Genomic DNA, 19,378 nt, shown 5'->3' with positions numbered 1-19,378 from the left:
GCAGTGCGCTATTTGATATAGCCGGCGCGCTTCATTTCGCGTTCGGTGGCGCTTTGCGCGGCCGCGAGTGCTGCGTCCACCGTCGATGAACCAGCCAACGCTGCCGAGAACTGCTGACCGACGCTGGTGCCGATGCCCTGGAACTCCGGAATCGCCGCGTACTGCACGCCGACATACGGCACCGGCTGCACGGTCGGCTTGTTCGGATCGGCGGCGTCGATCGACGCAAGCGTCAGCTTGGCAAACGGCGCAACCTTCAGATATTCCGGATTCTGGTAGAGCGAGGTTCGGGTGCCGGGTGGCACGTTAGCCCATCCCTCCTTCGAGGCGACGAGCTTGGTGTAGTCCTTGCTCGTGGCCCAGGCGATGAATTTTTCGGCGGCGGCGGTCTTCTTCGAGCCGGCAGGGATGGCGAGATTCCACGCCCACAGCCAGTTGGCGTTCTTGCCAAGCCCCGCATTCGGCGCCAGCGCGAAGCCGACCTTGTCGGCCACCCTGGAATCCTTGGGATTGGTGACCATGGAGGCGGCCACCGTGGCATCGATCCACATTGCGCACTTGCCGGAGTTGAACAGCGCGAGGTTTTCATTGAATCCGTTCGAGCTGGCACCCGGAGGACCTGCGGCCTTCATCAGGTCGACATAGGTCGACAGTGTCTTCTTCCATTCCGGCTTGTCGAATTGCGGCTGCCACTTCTCATCGAACCAGCGCGCACCGAACGAGTTTGACATCGCGGTCAGGAACGCCATGTTTTCGCCCCAGCCCGCCTTGCCCCTCAGGCAGATGCCGTAGACGCCGTCAGATTTGTCGGTGAGCTTCTTGGCCGCTTCGATCACGAAATCCCAGGTCGGTTTTTCCGGCATCGTCAAGCCGGCCTTCTGGAACAGGTCGGTGCGGTACATGACCATCGAACTCTCACCGTAGAACGGCGCGGCGTACAGCTTGCCCGATGCCGAGACGGCGTCACGGATCTTGGGCAGCAGGTCCGCGGTGTCGTAGTCGGGTCCGAGATTGTCGAGCGGAATGAGCCAGTTTTTCTTGGCCCATATCGGCACCTCGTAGGTGCCGATGGTGAGCACGTCGAACTGCCCACCCTTGGTCGCGATGTCGGTTGTAACGCGCTGGCGCAGGACGTTCTCTTCGAGAGTCACCCATTTCACGGTGATGTCGGGATTCTTGGCGGTGAACTCGTTGGTCAGCGCCTGCATCCGGATCATGTCGCTGTTATTCACGGTGGCGATGGTCAGGGTCGTCTGTGCGATGGAAGGGGCTGAGCCCAACAGGGTAGCCGCGCCCAGCAGGGCGCTGAGGACGTGCTTCACGGTAACCTCCCTTATTGACGTTGAGCATATGCCCACGTCTTGCAATTATGTTCACACCGACTCCAGAGGTTGTCAAGGATTGGAATTGCGCTTGTGCACCGATGCGCAGACGGGAGGGCACGGTTCGATGGCCCGCATGCCTGGATTGGCTGGCGGGAACCCCGCGCGTGACGAGGCAGCGAGCCTGGTCAATTAGCTACGACTTGAGGATGGCGCCCGCGGTCGCCTCGTCGGTGATCAGCCCGTTCAGCAGCCGCCCCTTGAGCGCCGCCCTGATGGCCGAAACCTTGGCACGACCGACCGCCGCTCCGATGGTCAGGGCCTCGGCAGGTACCTGCGGTGGAATGCTGGTGAGGCGAAGGTTTGTTCCGCCTTTGATGAGGTGCCCCTCCTCGTCAAATGCCCAGCCGATCAGTTCGCCAACGGCGCCCAACCGCATCATCTCGAGCAGCTCTTCGCGCGAGACGAAACCGTCAATGTGGACTTGCGCCTGCCGGTCCATCTGCCCGACCCCGACAAGCCGCAGGTCGGCCTTGGCGGCGACCGCTCTCACCCTGGCGATCGGATCTATCTTGAGCATCTGGTCGCGCTCGCGCTCGGACGACATCAGAAACGGCAGCGGCATCGGATAGTGGCGCGCCCTGGTCCGGTCGGCGAGACGACCGACGGTGTCGAAGAAGCTGGCAGAGCCGTCGGCCGAAATGTTTCCGACCAGCGACACGATCTGGTGGTTCGGACAGTCGATCGGAGACACGCGCTCGACGGCAGCCCGCACCGCTCTCCCGGTGCCCAGCGCCACGATCGTCGGCTTCTCGGTACGCAACGTCGTTTCGAGGATGTTCGCAGCCCGCTCGGCAATCCCGGCGGCCGAGAGCGGCGCGGCGGGGTCGGTTGGCACCACTTCGCAGTAGACGAGGTGAAACAAGTCCTTCAGCCGCGCCGCCAGCTCCATACAGGCCGTTATCGGGTGCTCCAGCCGGAAGGTAATCAGGCGCTCGGCGAGACAGAGTGAAACCAGGCGCTGGGCCGATGCACGCGATACCTTCAGCATCCTGGCGATTTCGTCCTGGGTGTGACCGGCAATGAAATAAAGCCAGCCTGCCCGCGCGGCTTCGTCGAGACGCGACTTCTCGTTGTCGGATGCCGCCATCAGTCTCCTTGCCGGTCCGTTCGCCAGAAATCCGCCATTCGTCCGAACACCCGATCAGCCCCCGCCTCGCGCAGAATGGCCTTGCCATCACGCGATTGATAGTGGCTGCCTCCGACAAATCCCCAAACCATCATGCCGGCCGCCTTGCCCGCCTTGACGCCGCTAACGCTGTCCTCGATCACGAGGGTGCGACGTGGATCCACCTGCATCCTTTCGGCTGCGTAGAGAAAGAGGTCGGGTGCCGGCTTGCCGCGTTCCACCATTTGCGAGGTATAGAGACGCGCGTCGAAATGCGGCGCGAGGCCGGTCAAGGAGAGCGAGTAGGACACCCGGTCGATATCACTGGACGAGGCGACGCAATGCGGGATCTGCATGTCTTGCAGTACCGCGTTCACCCCTTCGATTGGGCGAAGCGACGAGAGAAACGCAGCTCGAACCCCTGCTCTCAGCTCGGCCGCAAATTGCTCAGGGATCGAGCGTCCCAACGCCTCGTAATGCTGGAAGACCGCTGTCACGCTTCGTCCAAGGAACAGGTCAAGCGCCTGATCGATGTCGAGCTTGATGCCGTATCCCGCAAGCGCATGCGAGAGGCAGCGGCAACTCAGCACCTCACTATCGACCAACACGCCGTCGCAATCGAAAATGATGAGATCGGGCACTATCATCGGAGATTTTTCCGATCCGATAAGAGCATATACCCAGATAGTGGGCAATAACCCGAATTTTCGGCCTAAATGGAGCCTCTCGCGCCGAAGCATGCAGGTGCCATGCTCCTTCGGCGACAATGACCCTGCCGGCGAGCTGCGAATAGCCGACGTCGCGATCAACCTGCTGGTCGAGTTCGTGAACCGGGAGCGCATCGGGCGATCAGCCCGATGAACGACGCGATGTCGCACGCCGTGCGACAAAGCCCCGTGTCGCACGTCCACAGGTCGGTTTCGCCAAGTTTCTTGAAAGGCTTGGTGGGCGCACCAGGGCTCGAACCTGGGACCCGCTGATTAAGAGTCAGCTGCTCTACCAACTGAGCTATGCGCCCGGATGCTTAAGGTCCGGAAAAGCCTTCGCGAGAGGGCGTCGTTTAGCAAAGCGACCTTCGGATGTCCAGCAAGCCGGGACGACTTTTCCCGGGGCTTTGGCAGATCGCCGGAACGGCAAAAAGCCGCTGGATTTCAGCGGCTTCTGCCGATGTTCGGATCAGGCCCCTGGCAGGGGCGCGTCAGAGCCGTTCGGGGCCGCTCCGGTCCGGGCCGCCATCCCGGTCATAGCGGTCGCGGTCGTAGCCGCGCTCGCGGCCGTAGTCGCGATCCATGTCCGTTTCGCGCTCGAACCGGTGATGGCGCCAGCCCTCCCTGCCCCCGAACCGGTCCATGCGGGTCAGAACGGCGAGCCGACGCTTCTGGCCGTCATCGAGTGTCTTGTAGAGCGGATCGGCGGCATCCGCGATCTTCTTCATGGACCCGGCCGTCGCCGCCATATTCTCGGCCCGGTCGCGCAGCCGCGCCACCGGATCGTCCGGCTTCTGCTGGCTGGAATCGTCCTTCGGCGGGTTCATCCGCGCGTTGGCGCGATCGATTCTGAGCTTGGCGAACTCCTTGATCGCGGCCTCGACCGGCGGCCACAGCTTTTCCTGGTCCGCCGTCAATTTGAGGCCGGCATGCACGGCCGCGATCCGGGCGTCGGCATAGGCCGCCCTGTCCTCCGGGTTCATCCGCGAAAAGCCGGGCCCCCCCCAATGGCGGTGCTGGGCGTAGACGGCGGTCGAACCGGCGATGGCAAGAACCGCAACCGCTGCGATAGCGAAATTCCTCATGCGAACCTCCTGTGCAAGGTTGGCTGAAGATGGGCTCGCCTCAGCCGGCCTTCAACTTAAAGGTTGGCAAGGGAGGCCTCCCTTACCAAGATGTAATGTGCCGCCGTTTGATCCCCCGTAAATGCGAACGGCTACAGCATGCCGAGCGCGCGCGGCAGCCACAGCGAGATTTCCGGCACATAGGTGACGACACCGAGGAAGATCAGCATGGTCAAAAGCCACGGCCACACCGCGATCGTCAGCTCCGTGATGCCCATCTTGGCGATGCCGGACGCCACGTAGAGGTTCAGCCCGACCGGCGGATGGCACATGCCGACTTCCATGTTGACGACCATCAGGATGCCGAGATGCACCGGATGGATGCCGAGCTTGACCGCCACCGGAAACAGGATCGGCGCCATGATCAGCACGATCGAGGACGCCTCCATCACGTTGCCCGCGATCAGCAGCAGCACATTGACGATCAGGAGGAAGATGATCCAGTCGACGCCGACCGAGGTGATCCACGCCGCGATCTGCTGGGGAATGTTTTCATTCGCCATCAGGAACGAGAACAGCACCGCGTTGGTGATGATGTAGAGGATCATCGCGCTCATATTGGCCGAGCCGAGCAGCACCCGCGGCACATCCCTTAGCGACATGTCGCGATAGACGAATACGGCGATGACGAAGGCATAGACCGCGCTGATGGCGGCGGCTTCCGTCGGCGTGAACAGGCCGGCATAGATGCCGCCCAGCACGATCAGGATCAGCAGCAATCCCCACACGCATTTGCGGAACGCGGTGAAGCGTTCGGACCAGCTCGCCTTCGGCAGCCGCGGATAATCAAACTTGTATGCGCGATAGAAGGTCGTCAGGCCCAACAGCGTCGCCAGCATCAGGCCCGGGATGACGCCCGCCATGAACATCTGGCCGACGGACGCCGACGACACCCGATGCCCGGCCGGATCGAGCGCGATGCTGCCGCCGGTCGCCACGCAGTAGATCACCATCACGATCGAAGGCGGGATCAGGATACCGAGCGCGCCCGAGGTGGTGATAACGCCGGCGCCGAAGCGTTTTGGAAAACCCTGCTTGACCATGGCGGGCATCATGATCGAGCCGATCGCGATCACGGTCGCCGGCGACGAACCCGACACCGCGGCGAACAGCGCGCAGGCCATCACGCCCGCGAGCCCCAGCCCGCCATACCAATGGCCCACCATAGAAGTCGCGAAATTGATCATGCGGCGCGCGACGCCGCCATGGGTCAGAAAATTTCCGGCGAGAATGAAGAACGGGATCGCCATGATCTCGAAATTGTCGATGCCGGTGAAAAGCTTCAGCGCCACCGACTCGGTCGGCACGTTGGTCATGGTGAAGATGAAGGTCAAAACCGTCATGCCGAGCGCGATCGAGATCGGCATGCCGGTCAGCATCAACGCGATCAGCAGCGAGAAGATGATCAGGCTGCTCATCGGGTGACCTCCGCAGCGCCGACACCGGGCTCCTCGACCTCGACGCCCTCGACATGGGCGTGGTCGTGGTGCGGCAGTTCGCCGGTGCGCCAATAATGATAGGCGACCTGCAGGAAGCGGAAGCACATCAAATACGAACCGAGGGGAATGCAGAGATAGACGAACCAGCTCGGGATCTCGAGATCGGGCGAAACCTGGTCGGTATACATCAGCCCGATCACGAATTTCGCGCCCATGGTGCCGATCACGGCGGTGAAGAAGGCGCCGCAGAACAGCCCGAACAGCACGACCGCATTCCGCCACGGCGATTTGAGCTGGTTGACCACCACGTCGACGCCGACATGGATGCCGGTGCGCACGCCGTAGGCGGCGCCGAACTTGGCCACCCACACGAACATGTAGATGCACAGTTCCTGCGCCCAGGACAGGTTGATCGGAAACAGGATCGGATACAGGAAGGGAATGCCGACGAGATAACGGTGCATGACCGCCAGAAAGATGATCGTCGTCGCCAACGCCATCAGCGTCGCGATCAGTATCTCCTCAAGTCGATCGAGGATGCGTAGAAACATCAATTTCCCCCTGAAAGGCCGGCGCTGTTGTTGCAGCCTGACCTCGAGCCATTCCCGCCGCGTCCATTGCGGACGCTGCTCCCCGGTACAGATAGTATAGTCCAGACAGTAAAGGGCTTCCGTGCCGAAACACGGAAGCCCTTCAACGCTATTCTAGTTGGTCGCGCCCCTCGTCTCCTTGAGGAATTCGTCGATCAGGGGCTGACCGACGCGCTTGGCGACATCCTGGTAAACGGGTTCGAGCGCCTTGCGCATCGCCGCGTCCTGCTGCGGCGTCAGCGACACGATCTCGCTCTTGCCGGTCTTCTTGATCTCGGCCAGCGCGTCCTCGTTTTCCTTCGCCGACTGGCCGTTGCCATACTCGGTCGCTTCCTTCATGGCTTTTTCGCATTGGGCGCGGACATCCGCCGGCAGGCCATCCCAGAACTTCTTGTTGGTGACAACGACGTAACCGATGTAACCGTGGTTGGTTTCGGTGATGTACTTCTGCACCTCATGCATTTTCTGGGTGTAGATGTTGGACCAGGTGTTTTCCTGGCCGTCGACCACGCCGGTCTGCAGCGCCTGATAGACTTCGGAGAACGCCATCACCTGCGGAATCGCGCCGAGCGAACGGAACTGGGCTTCCAGCACCTTGGAGGACTGGATGCGGAACTTGAGGCCCTTGTAGTCCGCCGGTGCGACGAGCTTCTTGTTGGCGCTCATCTGCTTGAAGCCGTTGTCCCAATAGGCGAGGCCGGTCATGCCCTTGGAGTCCAGAAGCTTGAGCAGCTTCGCGCCGAGGGGACCGTCGGTGACTTTGCGCAGCGTCTTCAGGTCGGGGAGGATGTAAGGCAGATCGAACACCTCAAATTCCTTGACCCCGATCGGGCCGAATTTCGAGTTCGACGGCGCCAGCATCTGCACCGCACCGAGCTGCAAAGCTTCCAGCTCCTCCTTGTCCTTGTAGAGCTGCGAGTTCGGATAGACTTCGACCTTGACCTTGCCGGCGGTGTATTTCTCGGCGAGTTCCTTGAACTTCTCGGCCGCCAGCCCCTTTGGCGTATTGGTCGCCACCACGTGGCTGAACTTGATCACAATCGGCGATTGGGCCGCGGCCGGACCGACCAGAGTCACGGCCGCGATCGATGCCGCCGCCAGTATCAATTTACGCATGTTTCCTCCCGCGTATTTTTTTTCGAAGCGCCCGCTCCGAAGCTTGTATGCCAGTCGCACCAATACAGAGAAGCGGTTCGAATTGCCATTGCCCGTTAGCAGGGGCCACGTTGATGGTTTTGCTGCATTGCAAAAATGCGACATTCTGTCCGCTCGGGTTTCCAAGCCTGTTTCGTGGGCAATCCTGGTCGCCTCGCTGGTGACCTCGTCCCTTCGCGGCTTCCTCAGGGTGCGGGCAAGGAGCGACGCCGGCTCTCCTCGTCATTGCTAGCGCAGCGAAGCAGTCCAGCTTGTTGCTCGTAGCCCGGATGAGCGAAGCGATATCCGGGGCGGTGTTAGAGTGGTCCCCGGATGTCGCTGCGCTCATCCGGGCTACGGCTCCTGCGCACGCAATGACGGCTGAACGAGCTTTCGCATTCTCGCGGCGCAGATCGCCCGAGGTTTGCATCTTCGTTTGGCCCTCTTAGAAATAGAGGGCGCAGGGAAGACCGGGTGCTTGCTGCACCCGCGGTCTCGCGTGCGATTTGCGCAAACAAAAGTGCACACGAGCATACAGGGCAGCGGGAGCATTCCGGCCTTCCCTGCGCAATGGCTTTACGGCTTACTTCGCGCTCTCCCCGGTGAACGGCTTTCTTGCCACCGTCGCCACGGGATAAACTTTCGCTTTTCCCGGACTTAGCGCCAGCACCGCGGCGCCCGAACCACACGACTTCGCCGTACGCATCCGGCGCGTACGTCTATCGCGCCATTTGCGTCCATCGCATCTCACCGCACGTTCGTGACGATCGCGAGCGTCCCTCATCTGCCGTGAGACGGGCGGAGTTATGGGACTGATTTGGGTGAGAACGAAAGCGGAATATTTTTGATTCCTGGACTTGACACGATTTCGGAAAATCAGAATTGATTTGCCCGTCGGGTTGTTTTGTCGCAGTTGCTCGCCGAGATAGCGCTTGTGTGCGCAGCAAATCAGTTCGCGGGCTGTCAAGCGAGCATCAACTCATGAAGTCACCGTGCGGCTTGCCGCGCTTTACCATCTCGCGGCAGTACGCATAGAGCGCGTCATACACAATCCACTCCGCCGCGTTTTGTTCGTGGTCGTCCTTGAAGCCGAGATGCCGAAACCCTTCTGCGACAGCTTCGAGGCCAGGACCCTCCGGTTGATTGTACAGCGTGTTGTCGGTGTCGGCGCCGTTGACGATCCGCCCAAGCAACACCAGCGCGGGATCGCCGGTCAGCTTGTACTTTTTCAGGATAGCCTCGAACGAGCATTCCTTGCCGTGATGGCCTAGCTCAACGTCTTTGACGTCGTAAGGAATGGCGTCGAGCCGCTTCGCCTCTGCCATCACCTTCTCGCCCGGCACAAACACGAACTCGGCGTCGTTATCGACGAACTTCTTGATGAGCCAAGGACATGCGACGCGATCGACCTTAACTTTTTCGCGGGTGATCCATTTCATCTTGATTCTCCTTGAGGTGCCTGTGTTGGCGAACATCAGGTGTCCGAGAGGACAAGCACTCCGCCATGTGCTGCTGAAATGACGTAAAGCTGGTCCGGCGCCACCAGCGCCGTGGTATGCGCGCCCGCGCCTGTCACGGTTCGCGTGCTATTTCCGTTGCGCGGATCAATGGAATCGACAAGTCCGGGCTCCCCGATGGCGACATGAACCAGACCGGTTGCCGGATTGAAAAACGTGACATCGGGCGGGCCTCCGATTGGCCAGACGTTGGTGATTTCGCCCGAGGTGCTACTCATCTCGACCAGGGTCGAATCATCGCAGGCGACATAAAGACGTTCTCTGGAATGATCGATGTCGAGACCATGAGCGCCCGATGACGGGACTTTCCATTGCGTAACCGCGCCAAGGTCGGGCAGTCGTGCCACCAGCACCATGGAAGGATCGCGGATACAGAGGAACACCCGTTCGGCGGCTGCATCGGTAACGCACCAGCGTGGCCGTCCCGGCAGATCGATCGACACATGCTTGGGACCGTTCAGTTCGAAGAGCTGAAGCGTCGGAGTTTCCCCATCGCCGCCGATGCATGCTGCAATCCCGAGGCCAGATTGCGCGACGATCACAGCACCATTCGGTCGGCCGCCGGTCCTGTACGTGGCGCGCGTTTCCAAGGTGTTGGCATCAAGCAAGGCAACGCTGGCGCTGCCGCGGTTGGTGACCAGAATCTGCCCATTGTCAGCGACGGCGCCTGCCACGCCCGGAAACCCTGGCAGGGTCGCAAGGTGCGTGCCGGCATCGTGGTCGATCACCTCGACACGATCGCGGGCGGTGTGGGCAATGAACACGCGCCGGCTTCTTGCATCGAAGGCGGCGTGGTCGAACTCGCTACCCACGGCGTCTGGTATGGCGATGGTTCCGATTGTTTTCAGGGGCATGACGACCTCACGAACCACGAACGAACACAGCAGGCACAATCAGCGACAGGCCCGCAAACAGAAGAAGCACCAGCACCGCTTTGCGGAATGTCTCGTCATCAATGGTTCCGTAGAGCTTGAACCCGCTCCACAAGCCGGCGAGCATTAATGGAAAGCCCAGCGCATACAGTTTGAAGGTTTCCGGCGTGATGGCGCCGGTAATGCCCATTGAAATGGAGATAACCACAAAGGCGGCGAACAACACCGGTTGGAACACGGCTCGTTGCAAATCCTTCGTCCAACCGCGCCATTGGCAGGAGATCGTCGACACGACCCCGCCAAGTCCGGTCAGTCCGCCAACGAGCCCGTTGACGATGCCAATGCCGATGTCGGCGCCGACTCCAATTTTCATCGGCTTGATCGCTGGCCGCGCCAAGCCATAAACCGTATAGAGCACGAGCAACACGCCCACGCCGAACCGCAGATAGACCGGATTGAGACGGCTCAGCAGGATCACTCCGATCGGGATGCCGATCGTCGTGCCCAGCGAGAGCGGCCAGATCTTTTGCCAGTCCAGCGCCTGACGCAGTTTCAGGATGCCGTAACCCTGCGTGAGCAGACCGTAGCCGGCGATCAGTGCCGCGGTTTGTATCGGCGTGATGATGTGCAGCCACACGCCCGATACGACGAGGCCCATTGCGAACCCGGAAAAGCCGCTGACGAAACCGCCGGTAAAGGCCGCGATAAGAAAAAGAGTGAGAATCCATTCATCCATAGGTTCGCTCCCCCAAAGCGAGGTAGCGAGCACTTGGATGGACATCCATCTGATGGGGAGGCCGCGGTCCCCAATTGGCAGCTTGATCGAGTTCCTCTCGTCCTAGCTTTTTGTGCTCGCAGTTTTGTCGAGCGCAGCGCGAAGTCCTCGGGCAAGTTTCAGCGCGTCGTCATTAGCCCAGAAGTGAAGGAAGAACAGCCGCGGTTGTTCGTCCAGCATGTGGCTGTGGACGGCGGTTACGTCGATGCCGTTCGCTCGCAATGCTCGGATCACCGGATTCACCTCGTCGCCGGAGAGAACGAAATCCCCGGTGATGGCAGCCTTGCCGCCACCAGTGGGCTGAAAACCGATCGCTATCGCCACGCCCATCGGCCCAACCGGGCTGATCTGCATGCCATCTTCCGTGACCGGATCGCGGCGCGGCACGGCGAATTGGTAGACGCCGCCGTTGGCTTGCCCTTTTACGCCTATGATCTGATCAAGCTGTGCGGTATCGAGCTCGACGGCTGGCGGAGGCGCCGCGGCCGGTGTCGCGGGCGGGGTCTTGCTCGCCGCCAGGGCATCCCGAATAACGGTAGCCATCTTTGCGGGATCACCATGGCCTCCGACATGCATGTAGAACGTGGCGGGACTGGCGCGCAGCAGGTGATTGTGGACGGCCGTGATCTCAAGCCCGCCTTCGATCATCTTGAGCATGACCGGATTGATTTCGGTCTCGAGTAGCACGAGGTCGCCCATGATCATGGCCTCGCCGTGCATCGGCTTGAACGCCACCCATCCGCCGAGCGCCAGAGCCGGCTTGATGGTGACGCCGTCAAGAGTCACGGTCAGATCGGTCCGGGGGAAACCGTAGCGATGCACATCGCCCGTAACCGCAGGCTTTCTTCCAAACGTGTCATCGACCTTCTTCCAGTCGATTTCCTGCGCGGTCGCGGTCGTCGTGAACGAGGCCGCAAGGATCGAAGCCACAAGCCAAAGTTTGATACCCATTTAGCTATCCTCCGGGTTTGAGGTGGTGGGAGACTGCGCAACAAGATCTGGGAGCAGAATTTCGTCGAAGCCCATCGCCCGTAACGCAATGGCGAAGCCTTCGCTGACTTCCCCCGCACTGCAGAAATAAACGACTGACGAGCCTTGAACGACTGAAGAGCCTTGGCTGACAGAATCGATCAGCGCCGCGTCAGCGTCGGTTTTTCCACAAGGAGCACTTTGCGAAATTGGAGGTTTTCGATCGTCCATGCGCAATCTCCTCGACACGTCGAGTGTTGCGCAGAGCTTGGACGGAACCCGTCTAATGGGGAGTCTGCATTTCCCCGCAAAGGCAAACTAGTTCGAAAGGGCCGGGCTTGCAAGGTGTTTGCGAGGCCGGCCGTCCATCGGAACCGCGGCTCAACTATCTTGGAACGCCGGAGCCTGCACGAGGTTAGATAGTTTGCGCAGCATCGCGGCTGCGCTGACGGGGCGTTGCATTGGAGGCGGCGCATGAAGGTTATTGTCGACGAAGCCGGCGAAATCATCGCCAAAGCAACGGATGACCATACCCTACTCGGCGGCCACCATCGCCTCTCGCTGGCGGCCAGCCTCGGTAAGAGATTTTTTTGGCGAGATACCGGCGAACCCGTGAAGCTTGATCTCTTCTTCAAGCATCATGGAAGTCCGCATCATGGAAGTTCTCTTCGGCATACAGCCTGAGCCGCTCGCCGAGCGTATCGTTGTTTCGGGTACATCGCGCCGGTCGCCATCGCGGTCGCGCTGCTGGCGTGATCGTTGACCGGAAGCGACGCGAGAGCGGACCAAATGTGCTCAAAGCGAGTTCTTCGGATTTTGAACCCACTAGCGGACGTTCGGTCTCATGGCTTGGCGCCAGGCAGACCTTCGAGGCCCGTTACAGAAGGGTGGGCAAAGCGCAGGCGTGCCCACCATCAAGACGCGTGATCTAAAGTATCGGTACAGCGTGGACCGTTACATCCACATGCAGTCCGGTCGGATCATCCGCATTGCCGACGAAGCCGCCTGATATCGGGATCGCCTGTTCCGCCTCCCTGGTCACACCCACGCGGATCAGGTTGGCGCCGGCAATCAAACCATTGGTCGGATCGTATTCGACCCAGCCCGCACCGGGCAGATAGACGCTGCACCAGGCGTGGGTGCTGCCGCCGCCCACGGTCGTGCCCGAGGAATCGTCGTACAAATAGCCGGTGACAAAACGCGTGGCGAGGCCGAAGCTGCGCAGCGCTTCCATCATAAGCACCGCAAAGTCGCGGCAGGTGCCGGAGCCCAACGCCAGTGTCCGGGCGGCCGTCTGCGTGCCCTCCTCGTAGCGGGCGCGATAATCGAACTCCTGCTTGATGGCGTGTGTCATCGCTTCCAGTACCCCTAGCGTCTGCTTGCCTTCCACTTCCGACACGACACGGCGGGCCCAGACGTCGACCTTTCGCTCGGGGTCCGGCATCTGGCGTTCGGCGAGGCGCGCCAGGTCGGGAATCTCATGAGCTGCGTAGGAACACGGAAACTGCTCGGCAGTTGCGTCGAGGCTGTAGACCGGCAGCGGCTGACCCTCGGGGTGATGTGTCATATCAAGCGTCGATACGATGCTGAGCCGTTCGGTCCTGAGCGCTTCCGGCCATTCGAGGTAGCAGATGGAATTGTTGAAGACGTCATGCTTCCAGTAGATCGCATTCGGCTCCGGTTCGACCTTCAGCATCGCGCTGTGCAGGCGAAGGTCGTGGCTCTCGTCCGGCCGCACCATCAGCTTATGGCGCAGCAGGCCTACCGGGTTGCGGTAGGTGTATTCGGTGGTGTGCACGATACCGATCTTCGCCATACGAGCCTCCTCCGATTGGATTGACTCCACGAGACCGAGCGGGCTCGATTTACCGGGCGCCGCACACCCGCTACGGTGGACGACGGTAGCCATCTTACAGATCAGTGGCCAGGTGTCGCCACCGATGGAAAGAGGTCTTGATGACCCTCGATCTCGCCCTCATCCTGCTGATGCTCGCGGCCGCAATCGTGATGTTCGTCATCAACCGGCCCCGCATGGACGCAGTCGCGCTCCTCGTGATGGTTTCGATGCCCTTCACCGGCATCATCACCATGAACGAAGCGCTGGCGGGGTTTGCCGATCCATCGATCATACTGATCGCCGCGCTGTTCGTCATCGGCGAAGGCCTGGTGAGGACCGGCGTCGCACGACGGCTCGGCGATTGGCTCGACGCCAAGGCCGGCACCAGCGAGGGCCGTTTGCTCGTTCTGCTGATGGCGGCCGTAGGCGGCCTGGGCTCCTTGATGAGCTCAACGGCCGTTGTCGCCATTTTCATCCCGGTGGTGCTGCGCATCTCGCAAAATCGCGGCATGGCGCCAAGCCGGCTCATGATGCCCCTGAGTTTTGCCGCGCTGATCAGCGGGATGCTGACACTGGTGGCAACGGCACCCAATCTGGTCGTAAACGCCGAACTGATCCGGCAGGGTGCGCAGGGATTCAATTTTTTCAGCTTTACCCCTTTCGGGCTGCCGCTGCTCGCACTCGGCATCGTTTATATGCTTTTCGCGCGCGGCCTGCTCTCCAGCAAGAAGCCGCCCGCCGTGGCGGACCGCCGCCCCAGGCTTGCGCGGTGGATCGAGCAATACGGCCTCGCTGATCGCGAAAAGCGCGGCCGCATAAACGCCGGCTCGTCGCTCGTCGGAAAGCGCCTCGACGAACTGTCGTTCCGCGCCGCGGGCGTAAACCTTCTCGCCATCGAACGTGGGACGGGATTTGCGGCCAAGGCGCTCCGTCCAGCCGCACAGACCGAGCTGCGGGCCGGCGATGTATTGCTCGCCGATGTCGACATCTCGAACGACGGCGCCAGCAAGCTGTGGCAGTCGCTCAATCTCGAGCCGCGGCCGCTCAGCGAGATCGGAAATTACTTTACCGACGTCTCTCAGGAGATCGGCGCTGCGGAGGTCATCCTGCCGGCTGAATCCACCCTGATCGGCCAGACCGTGCTCGAAGCCCGGATTCGCTCCGAATACGGCCTCACCGTCATCGGGTTGCGGCACGGCAACAAAGTAGTGATGCCCAACCTGCTGGAGGAAAGGCTGAAGATCGGAGATACCCTCCTGCTGGTCGGCTTCTGGTCCGACATTCGGGATCTTCAGTCCCACACTGAGGACGTGGTCGTCCTGAACATGCCGGTCGAACTGGAGGAAGTTCTTCCCGCGGCACCGCGGGCGCCGCACGCACTGGCCGTGCTCGGGCTGGTGGTCGTGCTGATGGTCAGCGGGTTGATACCGAACGTCCAGGCCGCGTTGATCGGCTGCCTGCTGATGGGGCTTCTGGGCTGCGTCGATTTCAACAGCGCCTATCGCTCCATCAACTGGAAGACCCTCGTCCTGATCGTTGGCATGCTGCCGTTCTCGCTGGCCCTGCAGCGGACGGGAGGCGTCGACCTCGCTGCCGACGCGGTCGTCGGCCTGGTTGGAACCGCCGCACCGCGGTTCGTATTGGCGACCTTGTTCGTCATCACCGCGACGCTGGGCTTGTTCATCTCCAATACGGCCACGGCCGTACTGATGGCGCCCGTGGCACTGGCCATCGCCAAGGACCTCGGCGCCTCGCCCTATCCGTTCGCAATGATCGTAGCCCTGGCCGCATCCGCGGCTTTCATGACGCCGATCTCCTCGCCGGTAAACACGCTGGTCGTGGGACCCGGACAGTATAGTTTCGGCGATTTCGTGAAGGTGGGTGTGCCGTTCACCGTTATTGCTGCAATCGTGTGCGTGCTGCTCGTTCCGATTGCTCTTCCGTTTTGAGCTGGCAGCAGGTCCACATTTGCTTTTGGCGCGGATCAAGCAATGTCTCACGCGGAGAGGATCGACAAGATCGATCGCAAGCCGATCGCGACCGTGGAGGCGACGCTGTCGGCAACCGCAGAGACCCTCTCGAGGCGCATGGGGGGCGGCGCGCCGCGCCGCAGCAATTAACGATTCGGTAATCTCGGTTTCGTGCAGGGGCCGCGACGAAATATTTCACCCGACGGATGAAGCCATTTTTGGGTTTCCTCGAAAACGTCCTGAAATCGACATCCGGCAACCTGACAGGCTCGTGATTTCCCTGCGTCTCGCCAGACCAGCGGCGGGACCATCGCAGAACTGGAGATGCCATGCTTGCCGAAAAGTACATGCTGCTTTTGGAAACGATCCGGAGCCTGACCGAGCGCGGCCCGGCCTACGCCGATGGCAGCCCGAGGGTCATCAGCACCTCGCCGCACGTTCCCGTCCAATTGCCCGGCGCGAGCCGGAAGTAGAGGCGGAGTAGCTTCAACCTACGCCGTCATTCCGGGGCGATGCGAAGCATCGAACCCGGAATCTGGAGATTCCGGGTTCGCTTCGCGCCCCGGAATGACGGCAAGCCTCAGCTCGCCGCCTGTGCCGGCATATCGCGCTGGTGCTTCATGACGATCTTGTTGAGCGCGCCGAGATAGGCTTTGGCGGATGCCACCAGCGTATCCGGATCGGCCCCCTTCGCCGTCATCGAGCGGCCTTCATGGGCGAGCCGCACCGACACTTCGGCTTGCGCGTCGGTACCCTCGGTCACGGCGTGGACCTGATACAGCTCCAGCTTGGCCTCGTGCGGCACCAGCGCCTTGATGCAGTTGAAGACCGCATCGACCGGACCGTTGCCTTCGGCTTCCTCGATTCTGGTCTGGCCTTCGACGTCGAGCTTCATGGTGGCGCGCTGCGGCCCATGGGTGCCGGCGATGACCGTCAGCGAAACCAGCTTGATTCGGTCATGCGAAGCCGCGATCTCCTGATCGACCAGCGCCTCGATGTCCTCGTCATAGATATCCTTCTTGCGATCGGCCAGCGCCTTCATGCGCACGAAGGCGTCTTCCAGCTGGTTGGCGCCGAGCTTGTAGCCCATCTCCTCCAGCTTGTGCACGAAGGCGTGGCGGCCGGAATGCTTGCCGAGCACCAGCGATGACTTCTTCAGGCCGATCATCTCGGGGCGCATGATCTCGTAGGTCGAAGCGTCCTTCAGCACGCCGTCCTGATGGATGCCGCTTTCATGCGCGAACGCGTTGCGGCCGACGATCGCCTTGTTGTACTGCACCGGGAACGAGGTCGCCGCCGATACCAGCTTTGAGGCCCGCGTCAGCATGGTGGTGTCGATCTTGTTCCACCACGGAAACACGTCGTTCCTCACATTGATCGCCATCACGACTTCTTCCAGCGCGGCATTGCCTGCCCGCTCGCCGATGCCGTTGACGGTGCATTCGATCTGCCGCGCGCCGCCGGCGATGCCGGCCAGCGAATTCGCCACCGCCATGCCGAGGTCGTTATGGCAGTGCACGGAGAACACTGCCTTGTCGGAATTCGGCACCCGCTCGATCAGGGTGCGCATGAACTTGGTGTATTCCTCCGGCACGGTGTAGCCGACGGTATCAGGGATGTTGACCGTGGTGGCGCCCGCCTTGATGACGGCCTCGACGATACGGCAGAGGAAATCCATCTCGCTGCGGGTGCCGTCCTCGGCCGACCATTCGACGTCGTCGACCTGGTTGCGCGCGCGGGTGACGTTGGCGATCGAGAGCTCCACCACCTGCTCCGGCGTCATGTTCAGCTTGACGCGCATGTGCAGCGGCGAGGTCGCGATCACGGTGTGGACGCGGCCGCGCTTTGCGAACTTCACCGCTTCGGCGCAGCGGTCGATGTCCTTCGGATGCGCGCGCGACAGGCCGGCGATGACGGCGTTCTTGGAGCGGCGGGCGATCTCGCTGACCGCCTGGAAGTCGCCTTCCGAGGTGATCGGAAAACCGGCCTCGATGACGTCGACGCCCATGTCGTCGAGCATTTCGGCGATCTCGAGCTTTTCCTCGAACGTCATGGTCGCGCCCGGGCACTGCTCGCCGTCACGCAGGGTGGTGTCGAATACGATGACGCGGTCCTTCTCGGACTTGTTGGCGGTGGTCATTTCTGAAGTTCCTTTTGGGTCGTGCGCCGGTTCAATGGGCGCTGAAGGGTCTGGTGATCTCGTGCGAACCCCTGAGTGCCCAGGCGCAAACGCCCAGACGGCCCTCAGGGGCCGATAAGAAGCAGAAGCCCGCCAAGAAGGAGGGTGGGCGCGGTCGCAGCCGGAATCGCGGGGGCAGTCATGGAGGCAGCCTTGGCCGCTCCACCCCGAACTCCGTACTTTTCGCTGCGAATCAGCATTGCCAGACCCTTTGGACGGCCAAATCCTCAGCCAAAACCATTGACGGTTCGTTGCCGGGACGGCGTTCCGGGCCTGTTCTAGACGAGAAATATGGCCGGCCGCAATGCCAAAAGATGGTCAGGAGAGATGACCTAATTGGACTGCCCCGGATGGCCTCCCTCACCTCCTCCGCCCGCGCGACGTCGCACGCAGGCTCGATGGTGAGCGGCCGTAGAGATCGGAGAACGCCGCGTTGAAGCGGCGGACGCTGCCGAAGCCCGCGCGGAAGGCGATCTCGGTCATCGTGTCGTCGGTAGTGTCGAGCAGCCGCTTGGCGCGCTGGACGCGGCGGGTGGTTGCGACCTGTTGCGGGCTTGCGCCGACATGGCGCTCGAACAGACGGGCGAGATGGCGCGAGGTGATCCCGAGTTTCTCCGCCAATGCGGCGACCGATCCGCGCTCCAGCACGCCGCCGTCGATCAGTTTCAGCGCGCGCGCAACCGTCGAGCGCGTGCCGTTCCAGGCCGGGCAGAACGGAGCGGTCTCCGGGCGGCAGCGCAGGCACGGCCGATATCCCGCAGCCTCGGCGGCGGCTGCCGTCGGGTAATAGGTGACGTTACGCGTCAACGGGTGCTTCACCGGGCAGACCGGGCGGCAATAGATCCGCGTGGTTCGAACCGCCGTGAAGAAGCGACCGTCGTACCGGGCGTCACGCCGCAGCCGTGCGGAGTTGCAAACGTCAAAGCTCAGCATGGTCGGATTCTAGCGCATCGTGTGGTCGAGGAAAGTGGCCGCTGGTGATGAGGTCCGATTCCGACCAGCGCGAACGGCGCAGCTGGCCTAGATGAGGAACGATTGATTTCACTCCTCACCGAAGGCCAAACCATGGATCATCCGACAGCCAAGGACGTCGTCCTCAACGCCTGGAAGACATTTTCGACACGCGACGCCGGCCAGATCGCATCCCTCTTCACGCCGGACGCCGAGTGGATCGCGCCGGCCCGCAACGCCACGGCGGTCGCGCTTGCGCATACCGATCACATGATCGGCCCCGACCAGATCGCGCGCTTCATCGCCACCGAGATGCACCGCCTGTTCTCCGCGATCGACATCTCGTTCCGCGCCGTCCATGCCGACGGCGACACCGTGATCATCGAGGAGCGGATGCGGGCGACACTTCCGGAAGGCCGGCCGTATGACAACGACTATTGTTTCGTCTTTGTCGTCGCAGGCGGCCGCGTCAAGCAGGTTCGCGAGTACATGGACACGCGAAAAGGCTGGCAGATGGTTTTCGGGGAAGCCGCAGAGTGAGCGGCGTGAGCGCGGACATAAAGAACCGAAGGCAAATCATGGCCACCAAGATCTACGGGACGGGACGACGTGCCTCATCTTCCCGAGCTGACGCTGTCACGCCCGTTTCAATTGTGTAGGGTTGCAAAGCGCAGCGTGCCCAGCATTTCGCCCGGGTATCCGGCATGGTGGTCGTTCGTGAGTCATGGTGAAGCATGGCGGGCAAAAATGCCGCAGTGACGGCCAATAATTATTTCTCGGGCCGAAAAGCCGGATTTGGTTGACCACTGTGGCCGGCCGACTCG

20 protein-coding genes and 1 tRNA gene are annotated in these 19,378 nt (G+C 61.7%); 5 read left to right on the top strand and 16 right to left on the bottom strand.

Annotated features, from left to right (window positions below):
• Nucleotides 1-8 precede the first annotated feature (8 nt).
• The 13 genes from V1283_RS03345 to V1283_RS03285 form a co-directional block, all read right to left on the bottom strand.
• Nucleotides 9-1,322, bottom strand: a complete 1,314-nt coding sequence (locus tag V1283_RS03345; RefSeq protein ID WP_334385021.1) for an ABC transporter substrate-binding protein — start codon at nucleotides 1,320-1,322, stop codon at nucleotides 9-11.
• A 196-nt stretch (nucleotides 1,323-1,518) separates the two neighbouring features.
• Nucleotides 1,519-2,472 (bottom strand): sugar-binding transcriptional regulator, encoded by a 954-nt coding sequence (locus V1283_RS03340; RefSeq protein ID WP_334385020.1) that lies wholly within the window; start codon nucleotides 2,470-2,472, stop codon nucleotides 1,519-1,521.
• Entirely contained in the window at nucleotides 2,472-3,131 is a 660-nt protein-coding gene (locus V1283_RS03335; protein ID WP_442895695.1) for an HAD family hydrolase, read from the bottom strand. The genes V1283_RS03340 and V1283_RS03335 overlap by 1 nt, the downstream gene beginning before the upstream one ends.
• Before the next feature lie 301 nt (nucleotides 3,132-3,432).
• Nucleotides 3,433-3,508 (bottom strand) — tRNA-Lys (locus V1283_RS03330).
• Between the two features lie 180 nt (nucleotides 3,509-3,688).
• Nucleotides 3,689-4,282 carry a Spy/CpxP family protein refolding chaperone gene (locus V1283_RS03325; RefSeq protein ID WP_334385019.1) on the bottom strand — a complete coding sequence of 198 codons (594 nt, stop codon included), beginning with the start codon at nucleotides 4,280-4,282 and terminating at the stop codon, nucleotides 3,689-3,691.
• A gap of 131 nt (nucleotides 4,283-4,413) precedes the next feature.
• A complete protein-coding gene (locus V1283_RS03320; protein WP_334385018.1) occupies nucleotides 4,414-5,739 on the bottom strand; it encodes a TRAP transporter large permease in 1,326 nt (441 codons plus the stop codon).
• Nucleotides 5,736-6,311 (bottom strand): TRAP transporter small permease, encoded by a 576-nt coding sequence (locus tag V1283_RS03315; protein WP_334385017.1) that lies wholly within the window; start codon nucleotides 6,309-6,311, stop codon nucleotides 5,736-5,738. The genes V1283_RS03320 and V1283_RS03315 overlap by 4 nt, the downstream gene beginning before the upstream one ends.
• Nucleotides 6,312-6,464: 153 nt before the next feature.
• Nucleotides 6,465-7,466 (bottom strand): TRAP transporter substrate-binding protein, encoded by a 1,002-nt coding sequence (locus tag V1283_RS03310; RefSeq protein ID WP_334385016.1) that lies wholly within the window; start codon nucleotides 7,464-7,466, stop codon nucleotides 6,465-6,467.
• 992 nt (nucleotides 7,467-8,458) lie between these two features.
• On the bottom strand, nucleotides 8,459-8,923 hold the full coding sequence (locus V1283_RS03305) for a chromate resistance protein ChrB domain-containing protein (RefSeq protein WP_334385015.1): 465 nt from the start codon (nucleotides 8,921-8,923) through the stop codon (nucleotides 8,459-8,461).
• A gap of 35 nt (nucleotides 8,924-8,958) precedes the next feature.
• The gene (locus tag V1283_RS03300) at nucleotides 8,959-9,855 is read right to left on the bottom strand and encodes a YncE family protein (protein WP_334385014.1); all 897 of its coding nucleotides are present in this window, start codon (nucleotides 9,853-9,855) and stop codon (nucleotides 8,959-8,961) included.
• A gap of 7 nt (nucleotides 9,856-9,862) precedes the next feature.
• Nucleotides 9,863-10,609 (bottom strand): sulfite exporter TauE/SafE family protein, encoded by a 747-nt coding sequence (locus V1283_RS03295; RefSeq protein WP_334385013.1) that lies wholly within the window; start codon nucleotides 10,607-10,609, stop codon nucleotides 9,863-9,865.
• A gap of 102 nt (nucleotides 10,610-10,711) precedes the next feature.
• A complete protein-coding gene (locus V1283_RS03290; RefSeq protein ID WP_334385012.1) occupies nucleotides 10,712-11,599 on the bottom strand; it encodes a DUF1259 domain-containing protein in 888 nt (295 codons plus the stop codon).
• A complete protein-coding gene (locus V1283_RS03285; RefSeq protein ID WP_334385011.1) occupies nucleotides 11,600-11,848 on the bottom strand; it encodes a hypothetical protein in 249 nt (82 codons plus the stop codon).
• Nucleotides 11,849-12,091: 243 nt separating this feature from the next.
• On the opposite strand from V1283_RS03285, the gene V1283_RS03280 reads away from it, so the two are divergent.
• Complete coding sequence (locus tag V1283_RS03280) at nucleotides 12,092-12,301, top strand: hypothetical protein (RefSeq protein WP_334385010.1); 210 nt, start codon at nucleotides 12,092-12,094, stop codon at nucleotides 12,299-12,301.
• 244 nt (nucleotides 12,302-12,545) lie between these two features.
• Here the strand turns inward: V1283_RS03280 and V1283_RS03275 are convergent, their stop codons facing one another.
• Nucleotides 12,546-13,433 (bottom strand): transglutaminase family protein, encoded by an 888-nt coding sequence (locus V1283_RS03275; protein WP_334385009.1) that lies wholly within the window; start codon nucleotides 13,431-13,433, stop codon nucleotides 12,546-12,548.
• 140 nt (nucleotides 13,434-13,573) lie between these two features.
• Here V1283_RS03275 and V1283_RS03270 point away from each other — a divergent pair, with 140 nt between their 5' ends.
• The 3 genes from V1283_RS03270 (at nucleotide 13,574) to V1283_RS03260 (ending at nucleotide 15,897) form a co-directional block, all read left to right on the top strand.
• Nucleotides 13,574-15,403, top strand: a complete 1,830-nt coding sequence (locus V1283_RS03270) for an SLC13 family permease (protein ID WP_334385008.1) — start codon at nucleotides 13,574-13,576, stop codon at nucleotides 15,401-15,403.
• A gap of 42 nt (nucleotides 15,404-15,445) precedes the next feature.
• Nucleotides 15,446-15,574: a hypothetical protein gene (locus tag V1283_RS03265; protein WP_334385007.1), complete on the top strand. Its 129-nt coding sequence runs from the start codon at nucleotides 15,446-15,448 to the stop codon at nucleotides 15,572-15,574.
• A gap of 179 nt (nucleotides 15,575-15,753) precedes the next feature.
• On the top strand, nucleotides 15,754-15,897 hold the full coding sequence (locus V1283_RS03260) for a hypothetical protein (RefSeq protein ID WP_334385006.1): 144 nt from the start codon (nucleotides 15,754-15,756) through the stop codon (nucleotides 15,895-15,897).
• Between the two features lie 107 nt (nucleotides 15,898-16,004).
• On the opposite strand, the gene V1283_RS03255 is transcribed toward V1283_RS03260, so the two are convergent.
• Nucleotides 16,005-17,564 (bottom strand): 2-isopropylmalate synthase, encoded by a 1,560-nt coding sequence (locus V1283_RS03255; protein WP_334385005.1) that lies wholly within the window; start codon nucleotides 17,562-17,564, stop codon nucleotides 16,005-16,007.
• Between the two features lie 399 nt (nucleotides 17,565-17,963).
• Nucleotides 17,964-18,536, bottom strand: a complete 573-nt coding sequence (locus tag V1283_RS03250) for a bifunctional transcriptional activator/DNA repair enzyme AdaA (protein ID WP_334385004.1) — start codon at nucleotides 18,534-18,536, stop codon at nucleotides 17,964-17,966.
• Between the two features lie 132 nt (nucleotides 18,537-18,668).
• Between V1283_RS03250 and V1283_RS03245 the strand changes: the two genes are divergently transcribed.
• On the top strand, nucleotides 18,669-19,094 hold the full coding sequence (locus tag V1283_RS03245; protein ID WP_334385003.1) for a nuclear transport factor 2 family protein: 426 nt from the start codon (nucleotides 18,669-18,671) through the stop codon (nucleotides 19,092-19,094).
• The last annotated feature ends 284 nt before the right edge of the window (nucleotides 19,095-19,378 follow it).

The organism is Bradyrhizobium sp. AZCC 2262 (genome assembly GCF_036924535.1).
Taxonomy (GTDB): domain Bacteria; phylum Pseudomonadota; class Alphaproteobacteria; order Rhizobiales; family Xanthobacteraceae; genus Bradyrhizobium.
Note: the sequence above shows the minus strand (reverse complement) of the source record. Positions and strands in the feature narration are given on the sequence as shown.